Genomic DNA, 14,338 nt, shown 5'->3' with positions numbered 1-14,338 from the left:
ACCAGCCCTCGCAGTTTCTGCGCCGCCCTTGCGGTGGGGCTCTCCTCGAGCCCCACCGCTTTTTCGTGCCCCTGCTCACGCCGCTCCCGTTGAGCACGCCGCTCCCCGCTGAGCACCCCGCTCCCCGATGATCAGGCCGTCCTCGTTGATCAGGCCGTTCTCGTTTGACACCCACAAACATGGGATGTTCCCATCACCGGTGGAATGGGGCCGACCGGGCCCCGGTCGTAAGTCGTAAGGGGAGGGACGTCGTCGATGCCGCTGCGCAGCACCGCCCGGACGAGCCTGGTGGACCTGGTCATCGAGCAGATGGAGAGCCTGATCGCCGGCGGCGAGTGGCCGGTCGGGACGAAGATCCCCGCCGAACCCGTACTCGTCGAGCAGCTCGACGTGGGACGCAACACCGTCCGCGAGGCGGTGCGCGCCCTGGTGCACACCGGGATGCTGGAGCCGCGCCAGGGTGATGGGACCTATGTCCGCGCCAGCAGCGGCTTCGGCGCCGCCGTACAGCGCCGGCTGCGGCGGGCCGGCGACCTGGAGACGTTCGAGGTGCGCGCCTCGCTGGAGCGGGACGCCGCACGGTACGCCGCACTGCGCCGCACCGACGAGGACCTCGCCGCGCTGCGCGCCGCCCTCGCCGAGCGCGACCGGGCCTGGCGCGGCGGCGATCTGCCCGCCTTCATCGACGCGGACCTGGACTTCCACCGCACCATCGCCGCCGCGGCCCACAACAGCGTCCTCGCCGACCTCTACGACCACCTCAGCGACGCCCTGCGGGCCACGCTCCAGTCGGTCGTCGGCGCCCCGGTCCCCGATTCCGTCCGCAATCAGTACGACGGGCACGCGGCCATCGTCGACGCCATCGAGGCGCGCGACGCGACGGCCGCCGAGCGGGCGGCGCTGGCGCATCTGGGCGAGGGCATGGCGGCCCTGCGCGACGGCGCCGGCGAGGGCCCGGACCGCACGGAGGAAGACCCCCGGTGACCACCGACCAGATCGCCGCCCGCACGGCTCCGGCGCCGCCCGCCCCGCCGACCGCGGGCCCCGGGGCCACCGGCCGCCGCGCCCTCCAGCTCGGCGCCGGCGTCGTCCTGCTGGCGCTGAACCTGCGTCCCGCGCTGGTCGCGGTGTCCCCGCTGGCCGGCACGATCCGGGACGACAGCGGCATGTCGGCCGCCGCGACGAGCCTGCTCACCGCGCTGCCGCTGCTCTGCTTCGGGCTGCTGGCGCCGGTCGCGCCGCGGCTGGGGCGCCGGTTCGGGATGGAGCGGTCGCTGCTCGGCACGATGGCGCTGATCTGCCTGGGAACCGCGCTGCGGCTGCTGGACTCGGTGGTGGCGCTGTTCGCCGGTACGGTCGTGATCGGGGCCGGGATCGCGGTGGCCAATGTGCTGCTGCCCGGCCTGATCAAGCGGGACTTCCCGGCGCGGGCCGGGCTGATGACCGGTCTGTACTCGATGTCACTCTTCGGCGGCGCCGCGCTGGCGGCCGGGGTGACGGTCCCGGTCCAGCGCGCCGCCGGCCTGAACTGGCAGGCCACGCTGGCCTGTTGGGGCACGCTCGCACTGGTCGCGCTGCTCTGCTGGCTGCCGCAGGTGCGCGGCCGTACGCGGGTGACGGCGGCCGCGGCCCGGGAGGCCGCCCGCCCGGTGCGCGGACTGTGGCGCTCCGCGCTGGCCTGGCAGGTCACCGCGTACATGGGCCTGCAGTCGCTGAATTACTACGCGGCGGCCGCCTGGCTGCCGACGATGCTCACCGACGCCGGGATGAGCGCGGGCGACGCCGGCTGGATGCTGTCGTTCTCCTCGCTGCTGGGCATCACGGGCTCGTTCCTCGCACCGGTCGTCGTCGGCCGGCGGCTGTCGGCCGGCACGCTGGCCACCCTGGGGGCACTGCTGTGCGCGGCGGCGTTCACCGGCGTACTGACCGCGCCGGCCGCCGGGGCGTACGTCTGGATGGTGCTGCTGGGGCTCGGCCAGGGCGCGGCGATCAGCCTGGCGCTGCTGTTCATCGTCCAGCGCGCCCCGGACGCCCGGCACGCCGCCCAACTCTCCAGCATGGCGCAGTGCTTCGGCTACGTCCTCGCCGCCACCGGCCCGACCGTCCTGGGCGCCGTACACGACGCCTCCCACAGCTGGACCCTCCCCCTGACGGTCCTCCTGACCCTCCTCGTCCCCCAGACCGCAGCCGCCTGGGGCGCCGCCCGCCACCGGCATGTGACGGGACGCTGACGGGGGCGGGCGGGGCGGTGAGCCGGCCCAACTGGAGTGCCCCCGGCACGCTTCGAACGCCCCGGACGCCCCTACCTGAAAGCCACCCCTCCCCCTAAAGCCACCCGTTCCGCTTGAAGCCTCGGTGGATCACCCAGCAGATGACCACCGTGAGGCCCATCACCAGGGGGTAGCCGAACGTCCAGTGCTTCTCCGGCATGTACTCGAAGTTCATGCCGTAGATACCGCAGACCATGGTCGGTACGGCGAGGATCGCGACCCAGGCGCTGATCTTGCGCATGTCCTCGTTCTGGGCGACGGTGACCTGGGCGAGATGGGCCTGGAGTATGGAGTTGAGCAGTTCGTCGAAGGCCGTGATCTGTTCGGTGACCCGGTCGAGGTGGTCGGCGACGTCCCGGAAGTACGTCTTGATCTGCGGGTCGACCTGCCGCATCGGCTGGGTCGCCAGCTCCCGCATCGGCCGGTCCAACGGGGCCACCGCGCGCTTGAGTTCCAGCAGTTCGCGCTTGAGCTGGTAGATCCGGCCGGCGCCGCCGCTGCCGCGTTCCGAGAAGACCTCGCTCTCGACGTCGTCGATGTCGTCCTGGACGGCGGCCGCGACGTCGAGGTAGTCGTCCACGACGAGGTCGGCGACGGCGTGCAGGACGACGGACGGGCCGAGCGCCAACTGCTCGGGCACCTGCTCCAGTTGCTCGCGCAGCGGTCCCAGCGAGCCGTGCCCGCCGTGCCGGACGGTGATCACGAAGTCGGTGCCGGTGAAGACCATGATCTCGCCGGTCTCCACCACCTCGCTGGTGTCGGTGAGCCGGTCGTGCTCGACGTAGCGGACCGTTTTCAGCACGGTGAACAGCGAGTCGTCGTAGTGCTCCAGCTTGGGGCGCTGGTGGGCGTACACGGCATCCTCGACGGCTAGCGGATGCAGCCCGAACAGGTCGACAATTCCGGCGAATTCCTTCTCGGACGGCTCATGCAGCCCGATCCAGACAAACCCCCTGCCGGTCTCCCGTACCCGGCGTATCGCCACATCGGCCGGGTGGTTGCCGTTCTGCCGCACGCCGTCGACGTACACCGCGCAGTTGACGACGGCGGTGCCCAGCGGCGAGCGCGCGGGGTGGCTGAGGTCCACCCCGCGCGTGCGCGGCTGCGGCAGCCGGACGGCCTTGCGGAGGTTGCTGATCATCGACACCCGGCCAGTATGGCTTGCGGACGCCCGGGACCGGTATGCCAAAGCGGGTGTTTTTGCTCCCCGCGGAAGCCGGTTTCCGGCCAGGCAATGCCGGTCTCCGGCCAGGCAGAACCGGCTCCCGGCCAGGCAGAACCGGCTTCCGGCCAGGCAAAGCCGGCTTCCGGCCGGGCGTCAGGGGACGGGGACCGGCTGCGGGTGTTCCTCCGTCGCGCGTTCCGGGGCGTCGTGTGCCGCCGGCTGCGGGGTACGGACCCGGCGCGGGAGCAGGAACAGCAGGGCCAGGACGAGGACCAGACCGGCCGCGACCCACCACAGGGCGTGGGTGGTGGCGGCGATGAACGCGGGGTGCGCGGCACCGGGCGCGACCGCCCCGCCGCCGGCCTCCCCCGCTGTGCCGACGACCCCGAAGAACGCCACCGACGACAGTCCCAGGCCGAGCGCCATGCCCAGCTGGCCGGTGGTGTTGAAGATGCCGGACGCCGAGCCGGAGTGCGCGGCCGGCACCTCGGATATCGCCATGTCGGTGACCGGCGCGACGATCAGGCCCATGCCGGCGCCCATCAGCAGCATCGCCGGCGCCATCTGCCAGGAGGTGAGGGCGGTGCCGTAGTGGTCGGCCGTCCAGAGGTAGAGCAGGGCGCCGGACAGCATGATCAGCGCGCCGGCCTGCAGGACCGCCCGGCCGAAGCGCGGCACCAGCTTCTGCACCGACATCCCCGCCGCGACCGAGCAGGCGAGCGAGAACGGCACCCCGGTCAGCCCGGCGTGCAGCGGCCCCCAGCCCAGCCCCAGCTGCATGAAGAGCGTCCAGATCAGGAAGAACAGGCCGCTGACCGCCCCGAAGGTGAGCTGGACCGCGGCGCCCGCGGCGAACGACCGGACCCGGAAGAGGGAGAGTTCGACCAGCGGTGAGCCGTCCTTACGGGCCTTGGCGCGCTCGTAGCGGACGAAGACGGCCAGCACGAGCGGGCTGGCGCCCATCGAGACGAAGCCCCACAGCGGCCAGCCGGACTCCCGGCCCTGGGTGAGCGGGTAGAGCAGCATCAGCAGGCCGACGGTGGCCAGTGCGGTGCCCACGAGGTCGAGGCGCAGCGCGGCCGGGGAGCGGGACTCGGTGATGAAGCGGCGGCCGAGCAGGATGCCGGCCACCCCGACCGGGAGGTTGATCAGGAAGATCGGGCGCCATTCCAGGCCGAAGAGGTTGCCCTGGGTGAGCAGTGCGCCGATCAGCGGGCCGCAGACCGCGCCCAGGCCGATCACCGCGCCGAACATCCCGAAGACCTTGCCGCGTTCGTGGGCGGGGAAGGTGACGTGGATGATCGCGAGCACCTGCGGCACCATCAGCGCGGCCATCGCGCCCTGGAGGACCCGCGCGCCGATCAGCATGCCCGGGCCGGCGGCGAGGCCGCACAGCGCGGAGGCGAGGGTGAAGCCGGCCATGCCGAGCAGGAACAGTCGCTTGCGGCCGTGGATGTCGCCGAGCCGGCCGCCGGTGATCAGGCCGAGCGCGAAGGCGAGGGCGTAGCCGGCGGTCACCCACTGCAGGGCGCTGAAGGTGGCGCCGGTGTCCTGCTGGATGCTCGGCAGCGCGATGTTGACGATGGTCGCGTCGACCAGGTCCATGAAGGCGGCCGTGAGGACGATGGCGAGCGCCGTCCAGCGTCTGCGGTCGGGCGCGGCGGGATCGGGCGGGGTCATGGGCGTCACTCCTGGCCGTGGTCGGTGGTGCTGAACGCCTCCGAGAGTAGGGGTGATGTAGGACAGAGGCGGTCCTACTAGGTGCGGCATCATCGGGGCATGAGTGAGACATCGGCACGTCTGCTGAATCTGCTGTCCCTGTTGCAGACCCCGCGGGAATGGCCCGGGCCGGAGCTGGCGGAGCGGCTGGGGGTGACCTCCCGGACGATCCGGCGGGACGTCGAGCGGCTGCGGGACCTGGGGTATCCGGTGCACGCCACGATGGGCGCGGTGGGCGGGTACCGGCTGGCGGCGGGGGCCGCGATGCCGCCGCTGCTGCTGGACGACGAGGAGGCGGTGGCCATCGCGGTGGGCCTGCGGTCGGCGGCCGGCCACACCATCGCGGGCATCGAGGAGGCGTCCGTACGGGCGCTGGCCAAGCTCGAACAGGTGCTGCCGGCCCGGCTGCGGCGCCGGGTGGGCGCGCTGGGCACGGCCACCGTTCCGATGCCGGCCGGGAACGGTCCGACCGTCGATCCGGAGCATCTGACGGTGCTCGCCGCGGCCATCGCCAACCACGAACGGCTGCGGTTCGCCTACCGGGCGGGTGCCGGGGAGCGGACCAAGCGCCTGGTGGAGCCGCACCGGCTGGTGGCGGCGGGCCGGCGCTGGTACCTCGTGGCGTACGACAACGACCGGGAGGACTGGCGGATCTTCCGGGTGGACCGGCTGACCGAGCCGTTCCCCACCGGCGTACGGACCGCACCGCGCGAGCTGCCGGCCGCCGACGCGGGGGCGTACGTGCGGGACCGGATGCAGGGGATGGCCCCGGCGCACCGGGCGGTGGCCACGGTGTACGCGCCGGCCGGGGAGGTGACGGCGCGGCTGGGCGGGCCGGCGGCGGGTGAGGTGGTGCCGCTGGACGAGGGGTCGTGCCGGTGGCACAGTGCGCCCGATTCGCTGGAGTGGCTGGCGATGCGGCTGGCGCTGCTGGGGTGCGCGTTTACGGTGCACGAACCGCCGGAGCTGTCCGCGTATCTGCGGGCGATGGGTGAGCGGGTGAGCCGGGCGGTGGACGGGAGCGGGGCGGACGGGGCGTCCGGGGGCAGCTCCGCCGGGAGCGGGAACCCGGCGGAGGGGCAGGCGGAATGAGGGACACCCTGGAGCCGGAATACCCTAGGGGGGTATAACGTTCGGTACGGGGAACGCGCACTGACACGCAGTCGCAGCACACCGAGGAGCACCTATGACCACCGCGATCGGAGAGCACGGCGTCGAGCTGGAGATCGGCGGGATGACCTGCGCGTCCTGCGCCGCCCGCATCGAGAAGAAGCTCAACCGCATGGAGGGGGTCACCGCCACCGTCAACTACGCCACCGAGAAGGCGCAGGTCGCGGTCGCGGAGGGCAGCGGGGTCACCGCCGCGGACCTGATCGCCACCGTGGAGCGCACCGGCTACACCGCCGCGGTCCCCGCACCCCCGGCGCCCGCCGAGCCGCCGGGCGAGGGGCCGGACGGCAGGCCGGCGGGGGCGGACGAGGAGCCCGACGGCGCCCTCGCCCTGCTGCGCCACCGCCTGCTGGTCTCGCTGGCGCTGTCCGTCCCGGTGGTGCTGATGGCGATGGTGCCGCCGCTGCAGTTCACCAACTGGCAGTGGCTCTCGCTCACCCTGGCCGCCCCGGTGGTGGCCTACGGTGCCTGGCCGTTCCACCGTGCGGCCTGGACGAACCTGCGGCACGGCGCCGCCACGATGGACACGCTGATCTCGATGGGCACCCTGGCGGCGCTCGGCTGGTCGGTGTGGGCGCTGTTCTTCGGCCACGCCGGAATGCCCGGGATGACCCATCCCTTCGAGCTCACGATCACCCGCACCGACGGCAGCAGCGCCATCTACCTGGAGGCCGCGGCCGGGGTCACCACGTTCATCCTGGCCGGGCGCTACTTCGAGGCGCGGTCGAAGCGGAAGGCCGGGGCGGCGCTGCGGACGCTGATGGAGCTGGGCGCCAAGGACGTCGCGGTCCTGCGGGACGGCCGCGAGGTGCGCGTCCCGGTGGCGGAGCTGAGCGTGGGTGACCGGTTCGTCGTACGGCCCGGAGAGAAGATCGCCACCGACGGGAAGGTGGTGGAGGGCGCCTCCGCGGTGGACGCGTCGATGCTCACCGGCGAGTCCGTACCGGTCGAGGTCGCCCCCGGGGACACCGTCACCGGCGCGACGGTCAACGCGGGCGGCCGGCTGGTCGTCGAGGCCACCCGGGTCGGCGCGGACACCCAACTGGCCCGGATGGCGCGGCTGGTGGCGGAGGCGCAGAACGGGAAGGCCGCGGCGCAGCGGCTGGCCGACCGGATCTCCGCCGTGTTCGTCCCGGTCGTGATCGCGCTCGCCGCCGGCACCCTCGGGTACTGGCTCGTCACCGGCGCGGGCGCGGTGGCCGCCTTCACCGCGGCGGTCGCCGTACTGATCATCGCCTGCCCGTGCGCCCTGGGGCTCGCCACCCCGACCGCGCTGATGGTCGGCACCGGGCGCGGCGCGCAGCTGGGCATCCTGCTGAAGGGGCCGGAGGTGCTGGAGTCGACCCGTGCGGTGGACACCATCGTGCTGGACAAGACCGGCACGGTCACCACGGGCGTGATGACGCTGACCGAGGTGCATCTCGCCGAGGGCGTTCCCGAGTCCGAGGCGCTGCGGCTGGCCGGCGCGCTGGAGCACGCCTCCGAGCACCCCATCGCCCGGGCCGTCGCCGCCGGCGCCGCGGCCCGTGTCGGCACCCTGCCCACCCCGGAGGACTTCACCAACGTCCCCGGCCTCGGCGTCCGCGGGGTCGTCGACGGGCACACCGTCCTGGTGGGCCGCGCACGGCTGCTGGACGAGTGGTCGCAGGGCCTGCCGGACGGGCTGGCCGCCGCCAAGGCCGCGGCCGAGGCCGAGGGCCGTACCGCGGTCACCGTCGGCTGGGACGGCGCGGCGCGGGCGGTGCTGGTGGTCGCCGACGCGGTCCGGCCGACCAGCGCGGAGGCGGTCCGCCGGCTGCGGGCGCTGGGCCTGACGCCGGTGCTGCTGACCGGCGACCACCGGGCGGTCGCCGAGTCGGTCGCCGCCGAGGTCGGCATCGACGAGGTGATCGCGGAGGTGCTGCCCGAGGACAAGGTGGACGTGGTCGCCCGGCTGCAGGCCGAGGGCCGCTCGGTCGCCATGGTCGGCGACGGCGTCAACGACGCGGCCGCGCTGGCCCGGGCCGACCTGGGCCTGGCCATGGGCACCGGCACCGACGCCGCCATCGAGGCCGGCGACCTCACCCTGGTCCGGGGCGATCTGCGCACCGCCGCCGACGCGATCCGGCTGGCCCGGGCCACCCTGGGCACCATCCGCGGCAACCTGTTCTGGGCCTTCGGCTACAACGTCGCCGCGCTGCCGCTGGCCGCGGCCGGGCTGCTCAACCCGATGATCGCCGGTGCCGCGATGGCCTTCTCCTCGGTCTTCGTGGTGGGCAACAGCCTCCGGCTGCGCCGCTTCCGGGCCCTGGACGGCGCGGCCGCCCGCGGCTGACCACCAGGCCTGCCCCGACGCCCCGGGCCCGGACTCCCCCGGCCCCCGGACCTGCCCCGACGCCCCGGGGCCCGGAGCTCTTCCCGCCCCGGACCTGCCCCGACGTCCCGGTTCTGGCACCAGTCTCCAGTTCTGGCGCCGGAACATTGGCGGATCGCTCACCCGCCGGCCGCCGCCGGCGGGTGAGACTGGTGCGGAAACGAACATCCACGTACCGACAGTCCATCCACCGACGTCCGCACCGGCCGTCGGCGACCGGCCGTCGGCGTGGGAACGATCCGCGCACCCACGCTCCACGTACAGGGGGACCTCATGACCGGGTCACGTGTCCTGGCTCTCGGCCATTACCAGCCCTCCCGCGTGCTCACCAACGACGACCTCGCCGCGATGGTCGAGACCGACGACGCCTGGATCCGCAGCCGGGTCGGCATCCGCACCCGCCACATCGCGGCCCCGGACGAGACCGTGGACTCGATGGCGGCCGCCGCGGCGGCCAAGGCGCTGGCCGCCGGCGGGGTCGCTCCCGGGGACGTCGACCTGGTGCTGGTCGCCACCTGCACGGCCGTCGACCGCAGCCCGAACGCCGCGGCCCGGGTCGCCGCCCGGCTCGGCCTCGGCTCGCCCGCCACCATGGACGTCAACGTCGTCTGCTCCGGCTTCACGCACGCTCTGGCCCTGGCCGACCAGGCCATCCGGGCCGGCTCCGCGACCACGGCCCTGGTCATCGGCGCGGAGAAGTTCACCGACATGATCGACTGGACGGACCGGACGACCTGCGTACTGGCCGGCGACGGCGCGGGCGCCGCTATCGTCACCGCGGCGGACGAGCCGGGGATCGGGCCGGTGCTGTGGGGCTCGGTGCCGGAGATGGGCGGTGCGGTCCGTATCGAGGGTGAGCCCGGCCGTTTCTCCCAGGAGGGCCAGACCGTCTACCGCTGGGCGACGACCCAGCTGCCGGGCATCGCCCGCCAGGTCTGCGAACGCTCCGGGATCGCGCCCGCCGACCTCGCCGGGGTGGTCCTCCACCAGGCGAACCTGCGGATCATCGAGCCGGTCGCGGAGCGGATCGGCGCGGTCAACGCGGTGGTCGCCAAGGACGTCGTCGACTCCGGCAACACCTCCGCCGCGTCCGTCCCGCTGGCCCTGTCCAAACTGGTCGAACGCCGCGAGGTCCCCGCCGGCGCCCCGGTGCTGCTGTTCGCCTTCGGCGGCAACCTCTCGTACGCGGGACAGGTCATCCGCTGCCCCTGAGAGCAGCCGGATGCGAGCCGGGCGGCTTCGGCCGTACGACGTGGGGGCGGCCGTACGACCTGCGGGCGGCTTCGGCCGTATGACGGGGGCGGTTTCGGCCGTACGGGTCGCCGGCCGGCGTCCGATTCGTTCAAGACCCCGGCCCGGCGGCCTCCCTACGCTCGCCGCATGACTCGCATGACTCGCATGACGCCCGCTCCTCCCCGTTCCCCCGGCTCGCCGCGCTGTGCGGCCTTCGGCATGGTGGTCGCCGACATGGCCGCCGCCCTCGCCTTCTACCGCCGGCTGGGCCTGGTGGTCCCGGCCGGCTCGGACACCGCCCCGCACGCCGAGGCCGAGCTGCCCGGCGGCCTGCGCCTGATGTGGGACTCGTACGCGACGGCCCGCGCCATCGACCCGGACTGGACCCCACCGCCGGCCGGCACCCCGACGGGCCTGGCCTTCGAGTGCGACGGCCCGGCCGGTGTCGACGCGCTCTACGCCGAGCTCACCGCCGCCGGCCACCGGGGCGAGAAGCCGCCGTGGGACGCGTTCTGGGGCCAGCGCTACGCCGTCGTGCAGGACCCGGACGGCCACGGGGTGGACCTGTTCGCACCGCTGCCGCGGAAGCCCGACGACGGGCCGGAGGCGTAGGGGCAACCGCCGGCCGTCCCTAGGGCCCGGGGTGCTCCCGCAGGAACTGCGCGCCGCACAGGAAGCAGAACGGCTCGGCCTTCGGCGTGCCCCAGGATTCGGCCGGCTGGGTGGCGGCGGCCGGAGCCAGGTCCCGTCCGCACATCGCGGTGGTGCTGCCGATGCGCGTCATGTGCCAGAGCTTGACCGGCGTGTCCTCGTGCGGCAGCACACCTTCCTCGTACTCGGCGCGGATCTCGTGCTCCATGGCGGTCCACCTCCTACCCCTTACGATGCGCCAGCGGGTCGGGCGCCACAACGCCAGCCGGAACGGCCCGCACGGCGCCCGAAACGGCCGGTGACCGGGCCGGTGCCCGCGCTCCCGCCCGTGGCTCAGAACACCGACCAGCCGGTCAGCGTGGTGAAGTGGTCCAGCGCCGCGGCACCCGCGACGGAATTGCCGCGGGCGTCCAGCGCCGGGCTCCAGACGCACAGCGTGCAGCGGCCGGGGATCACGGCGATGATGCCGCCGCCGACGCCGCTCTTGGCGGGCAGCCCGACCCGGTAGGCGAACTCCCCGGCCGCGTCGTACGTGCCGCAGGTCAGCATCACCGCGTTGATCCGCTTGGCCTCCCGGGCCTCCAGCAGCCGGCTGCCGTCGGCGCGCAGCCCGTGGCGGGCCAGGAAGCCGCCGGCCACGGCCAGATCGCGGCAGCTCATCTCGATGGAGCACTGCCAGAAGTAGTGCTGGATGACGCTGGGGACCGGGTTCTCCAGGTTGCCGAAGGACGCCATGAAGTGCGCGAGGGCGGCATTGCGGTCGCCGTGCTCGGCCTCGGAGTCGGCGACCGCCTGGTCGAAGGCCAGATCGGGGTTGCCGCTCTCCTCGCGCAGGAAGTGCAGCATCGAGGTGCTGGCGTCGCCGGTGAGGGTCTGCAGCCGGTCGGTGACGACCAGCGCGCCCGCGTTGATGAACGGATTGCGCGGAATGCCGTTCTCCGCCTCCAGCTGGACCAGCGAGTTGAACGGCGTGCCGGACGGCTCGCGGCCGACCCGCTGCCAGATGTCGTCCCCGCCGGGACCGCCCTGGACGCCGTTGGCGCCGTAGGTGCCGTTACCGCCCTGGCTGCCGTGGCTCTGGGCCATCACCAGCGCCAGCGAGAACGCCTTGGAGATGGACTGCACGGAGAACGGGACCTCCCAGTCGCCGACCCCGTACACCGCGCCGTGTATGTCGGCGACCGCGATCCCGAACCGGTCCGGGGACACCCGCTCCAGCGCCGGTATGTAGTCGGCGACCTGTCCCTGTCCCACGTACGGCCTGGCGTAGGCCGCTACCTCTTCGAGAACGGCCCGGTAGTCCATGCGCACACGCTAACCCGAGCCGAGCAGCACCCCCATCGGGGCCCCCGCCAGCGACTTCACCTCGCGGGCCAGGTGGGCCTGGTCCGCGTATCCCGCCCGCACCGCGACCTGGGCGTACGGCATCCCGGTGCGCGCGAGGTCCAGGGCCCGCACGAAGCGGAGCACCCGGGCGAGCGTCTTGGGGCCGTAGCCGAACGCGTCCAGGCTCAGGCGGTGCAGCTGGCGTTCGCTCAGCGCGACCGCCCGGGCGACCTCGGCCACCGGCCGGCCGCGACCCAGCGCCGCGGCGACGGCCGCGGTCCGCGCGCCGCCCCCCGGCCCCCGCGCGTCCCGCCGGAGCCGCTCCCCGACGACCTCCTCCAGCACCCGGCCGACCCCGGTCCCCGCGCCAGCTGCCCCCCGTTGTGCCGCCCGTTCCGCGGCCCGCTCGGTCAGCTCCCGTACCTGCGCCGCGGGCCACAGGTCCGCCAACGGGAGCCGCCGGTCGCGCAGTTCGTGCGCCGGTACGCCGAAGACGGCGGGGCCGAGGCCCGGCGCGAACCGCAGCCCGGTGTAGCCGGTGCCGGGCGGCACGCCCACGGGGTGGTACGGCCCGGTGTCCGGGCCCGCCACCAGCAGCCGGCCCTCACTCCAGATCAGATCGGTGCAGCCGTCGGGCAGTACGGGACGCGCCGACGGCCCGGTGGTGTTGGTCCACAGCACCGCACCGGCCACCCGAGACCCCCGCTCCCGGTACCCGCGGGGTGCCCCGGTGCCGCCGAGTACGCCGGCCGGCCCATCCATGTCGCGCGCTTCGCCCACGTCCCCCAGCCTGGCACGGGAACCGCACGGCCGTCCGCGCCGTTGATCCCTTACGACACGGACCGCACGGAGGTGGCAGATGTCAGGGTTTCTGGACCGCGCCAAGGAGCAGGCGCAGAGCGCGCTCAACCAGGGCAAGCAGAAGGTCGAAGAGGTGCAGCAGCACCGGGCCGGCAGCGACCTGCTGAAGAAGCTGGGCGCCGCCTACTACGCCGAGAAGCGGGGCAGCGGCACCCCCGAGGCGACCCAGCAGGCGCTCAACGCCCTCGAAGCACACATCAGCGCACACGGGGACGCGTTCCTGCACGGATAACCGCGTTACCGCACGAACAACTGACAACGGACGGCGGAGAACGGACAGCGGAGAACGGACCACGGCCGCCGGAGCGGAACGCGACGGCGCGGCACAGGAGGCGCAGCCCGGAACGCGACGACGAGGCACGACAGGCGCAGCCCGGTGTAGCCGGTGCCGGGTGGCCGCCCCTCGGCCGAAACCGCTCGTACAGCCTCCGAACGGCCGATCCGTTTTTTTGCGTTCCCCTCCACCTGCGCGGCGCCATCCCGTACAAGCGAGACAGCAGGCGGTGCGCGGACGGCGGCCGCCGTGTCCCGTATCGGAGTGGCCATGTCCGAACCGCTGTCCGCCGCCCGCTTCCTCGCGGCGCTCAAGGCCGAGGACCTGCGGGTCGTCGAGGTCGACGGCTGGGAGACGCACAACCGCAACCACAAGGGCCCGTGGGGTCCGGTGCACGGCGTGATGGTGCACCACACCGGCACGTCCGGGGCCGCGCGCACGGTCAAGGTCTGCCATGACGGCCGGGCGGACCTGCCGGGTCCGCTGTGCCACGGCGTGATCACCAAGGACGGCACGGTGCACCTGGTGGGCTACGGCCGCGCCAATCACGCGGGCCTCGGCGACGGCGACGTCCTGCGCGCCGTGATCGCCGAGAAGCGGCTGCCCCCGGACAACGAGGCCGACACCGACGGCAACCGCGCCTTCTACGGCTTCGAGTGCGAGAACCTCGGCGACGGCGCCGATCCCTGGCCCGAGGCCCAGAGGGAAGCCCTGGAAAAGGCCGCAGCGGCCGTCTGCCGGGCCCACGGCTGGACCGAACGCTCGGTCATCGGCCACCGTGAATGGCAACCGGGCAAGACCGACCCCCGCGGCTTCACCATGGCCTCCCTACGCGACCACATCGCGGCCCGCCTGAAGTGAACCGGCCGCGCTCCCGCCCGACGCACCCGGCCGGCGGCACCCGGCCAATGTGACCGACGCCGATGCCGGCCGGTGCGGCCGGCATCGGGCGACCGCCCACGGTCAGGTTTCGCGGATGGGCGCCGCGCGGATCACCTCCGCCATCCGCTCCACGTGCTCGGCGCGGAGCATGCCCAGGTCGACGTACGACGCCCCCCGAGCGCGTCACCACCGGGCGCACCTGCGCCACGGCACGCTTCGGAAGGCCGAGGACGACCAGCGCCCCCCTGAGCGCTTCTGCGGCGTTCTCGGCCCGCCCACGGCCGTCCCGCCACGTCTGCATCTCCATTCCTACCGCCCCCTGCTCCGTCGGTGCTCGGGGTGGGAAGCAAGTTCGACGTTGCAGTCGGAAACCTTGGAGTGATCCCCGCTGATCCGGGCCGCGCTGCGCTGCCTGACCAAGGCGGCACAGACAT

The 14,338-nt window shown here is 73.6% G+C and carries 13 protein-coding genes; 8 read left to right on the top strand and 5 right to left on the bottom strand.

All coding sequences use genetic code 11. From position 1 onward, the window contains the following. The first annotated feature begins 255 nt into the window (after nucleotides 1-255). A complete protein-coding gene (locus tag ACFV1J_RS33905) occupies nucleotides 256-984 on the top strand; it encodes a FadR/GntR family transcriptional regulator (RefSeq protein WP_385864641.1) in 729 nt (242 codons plus the stop codon). Next, nucleotides 981-2,231, top strand: a complete 1,251-nt coding sequence (locus ACFV1J_RS33900; RefSeq protein ID WP_385864639.1) for a CynX/NimT family MFS transporter — start codon at nucleotides 981-983, stop codon at nucleotides 2,229-2,231. The genes ACFV1J_RS33905 and ACFV1J_RS33900 overlap by 4 nt, the downstream gene beginning before the upstream one ends. Nucleotides 2,232-2,325: 94 nt before the next feature. On the opposite strand, the gene ACFV1J_RS33895 is transcribed toward ACFV1J_RS33900, so the two are convergent. Further along, nucleotides 2,326-3,411 carry a magnesium and cobalt transport protein CorA gene (locus ACFV1J_RS33895; RefSeq protein WP_385864683.1) on the bottom strand — a complete coding sequence of 362 codons (1,086 nt, stop codon included), beginning with the start codon at nucleotides 3,409-3,411 and terminating at the stop codon, nucleotides 2,326-2,328. Nucleotides 3,412-3,588: 177 nt separating this feature from the next. Continuing rightward, on the bottom strand, nucleotides 3,589-5,115 hold the full coding sequence (locus tag ACFV1J_RS33890) for an MFS transporter (protein WP_385864637.1): 1,527 nt from the start codon (nucleotides 5,113-5,115) through the stop codon (nucleotides 3,589-3,591). A gap of 99 nt (nucleotides 5,116-5,214) precedes the next feature. On the opposite strand from ACFV1J_RS33890, the gene ACFV1J_RS33885 reads away from it, so the two are divergent. The 4 genes from ACFV1J_RS33885 to ACFV1J_RS33870 all read left to right on the top strand — a co-directional run bounded on the left by ACFV1J_RS33885 (nucleotide 5,215) and on the right by ACFV1J_RS33870 (nucleotide 10,522). Then, nucleotides 5,215-6,246 (top strand): helix-turn-helix transcriptional regulator, encoded by a 1,032-nt coding sequence (locus ACFV1J_RS33885; RefSeq protein ID WP_385864635.1) that lies wholly within the window; start codon nucleotides 5,215-5,217, stop codon nucleotides 6,244-6,246. 94 nt (nucleotides 6,247-6,340) lie between these two features. Further along, complete coding sequence (locus ACFV1J_RS33880) at nucleotides 6,341-8,638, top strand: heavy metal translocating P-type ATPase (RefSeq protein ID WP_385864633.1); 2,298 nt, start codon at nucleotides 6,341-6,343, stop codon at nucleotides 8,636-8,638. A 312-nt stretch (nucleotides 8,639-8,950) separates the two neighbouring features. Beyond that, nucleotides 8,951-9,889, top strand: a complete 939-nt coding sequence (locus ACFV1J_RS33875) for a beta-ketoacyl-ACP synthase III (RefSeq protein WP_385864631.1) — start codon at nucleotides 8,951-8,953, stop codon at nucleotides 9,887-9,889. A gap of 168 nt (nucleotides 9,890-10,057) precedes the next feature. Further along, complete coding sequence (locus tag ACFV1J_RS33870; RefSeq protein ID WP_385864629.1) at nucleotides 10,058-10,522, top strand: VOC family protein; 465 nt, start codon at nucleotides 10,058-10,060, stop codon at nucleotides 10,520-10,522. 19 nt (nucleotides 10,523-10,541) lie between these two features. On the opposite strand, the gene ACFV1J_RS33865 is transcribed toward ACFV1J_RS33870, so the two are convergent. From ACFV1J_RS33865 to ACFV1J_RS33855, 3 genes are all read right to left on the bottom strand, one after another. Further along, nucleotides 10,542-10,769, bottom strand: coding sequence for a hypothetical protein (locus tag ACFV1J_RS33865; protein ID WP_385864625.1), 228 nt, complete (start codon nucleotides 10,767-10,769; stop codon nucleotides 10,542-10,544). A gap of 125 nt (nucleotides 10,770-10,894) precedes the next feature. Then, nucleotides 10,895-11,866, bottom strand: a complete 972-nt coding sequence (locus ACFV1J_RS33860) for a glutaminase (protein WP_385864623.1) — start codon at nucleotides 11,864-11,866, stop codon at nucleotides 10,895-10,897. Nucleotides 11,867-11,875: 9 nt separating this feature from the next. After that, nucleotides 11,876-12,649, bottom strand: a complete 774-nt coding sequence (locus ACFV1J_RS33855; protein ID WP_385864681.1) for a helix-turn-helix domain-containing protein — start codon at nucleotides 12,647-12,649, stop codon at nucleotides 11,876-11,878. A gap of 97 nt (nucleotides 12,650-12,746) precedes the next feature. On the opposite strand from ACFV1J_RS33855, the gene ACFV1J_RS33850 reads away from it, so the two are divergent. Then, nucleotides 12,747-12,980, top strand: coding sequence for a hypothetical protein (locus ACFV1J_RS33850; RefSeq protein ID WP_385864621.1), 234 nt, complete (start codon nucleotides 12,747-12,749; stop codon nucleotides 12,978-12,980). Nucleotides 12,981-13,292: 312 nt separating this feature from the next. Next, entirely contained in the window at nucleotides 13,293-13,883 is a 591-nt protein-coding gene (locus tag ACFV1J_RS33845) for an N-acetylmuramoyl-L-alanine amidase (protein WP_385864619.1), read from the top strand. Nucleotides 13,884-14,338 lie beyond the last annotated feature (455 nt).

This window comes from Streptomyces sp. NPDC059649 (assembly GCF_042734445.1).
Classification (GTDB): Bacteria; Actinomycetota; Actinomycetes; order Streptomycetales; family Streptomycetaceae; genus Streptomyces.
The sequence above is the reverse complement of the archived record's forward strand: the minus strand, read 5'-3'. Positions and strand labels throughout refer to the sequence as shown.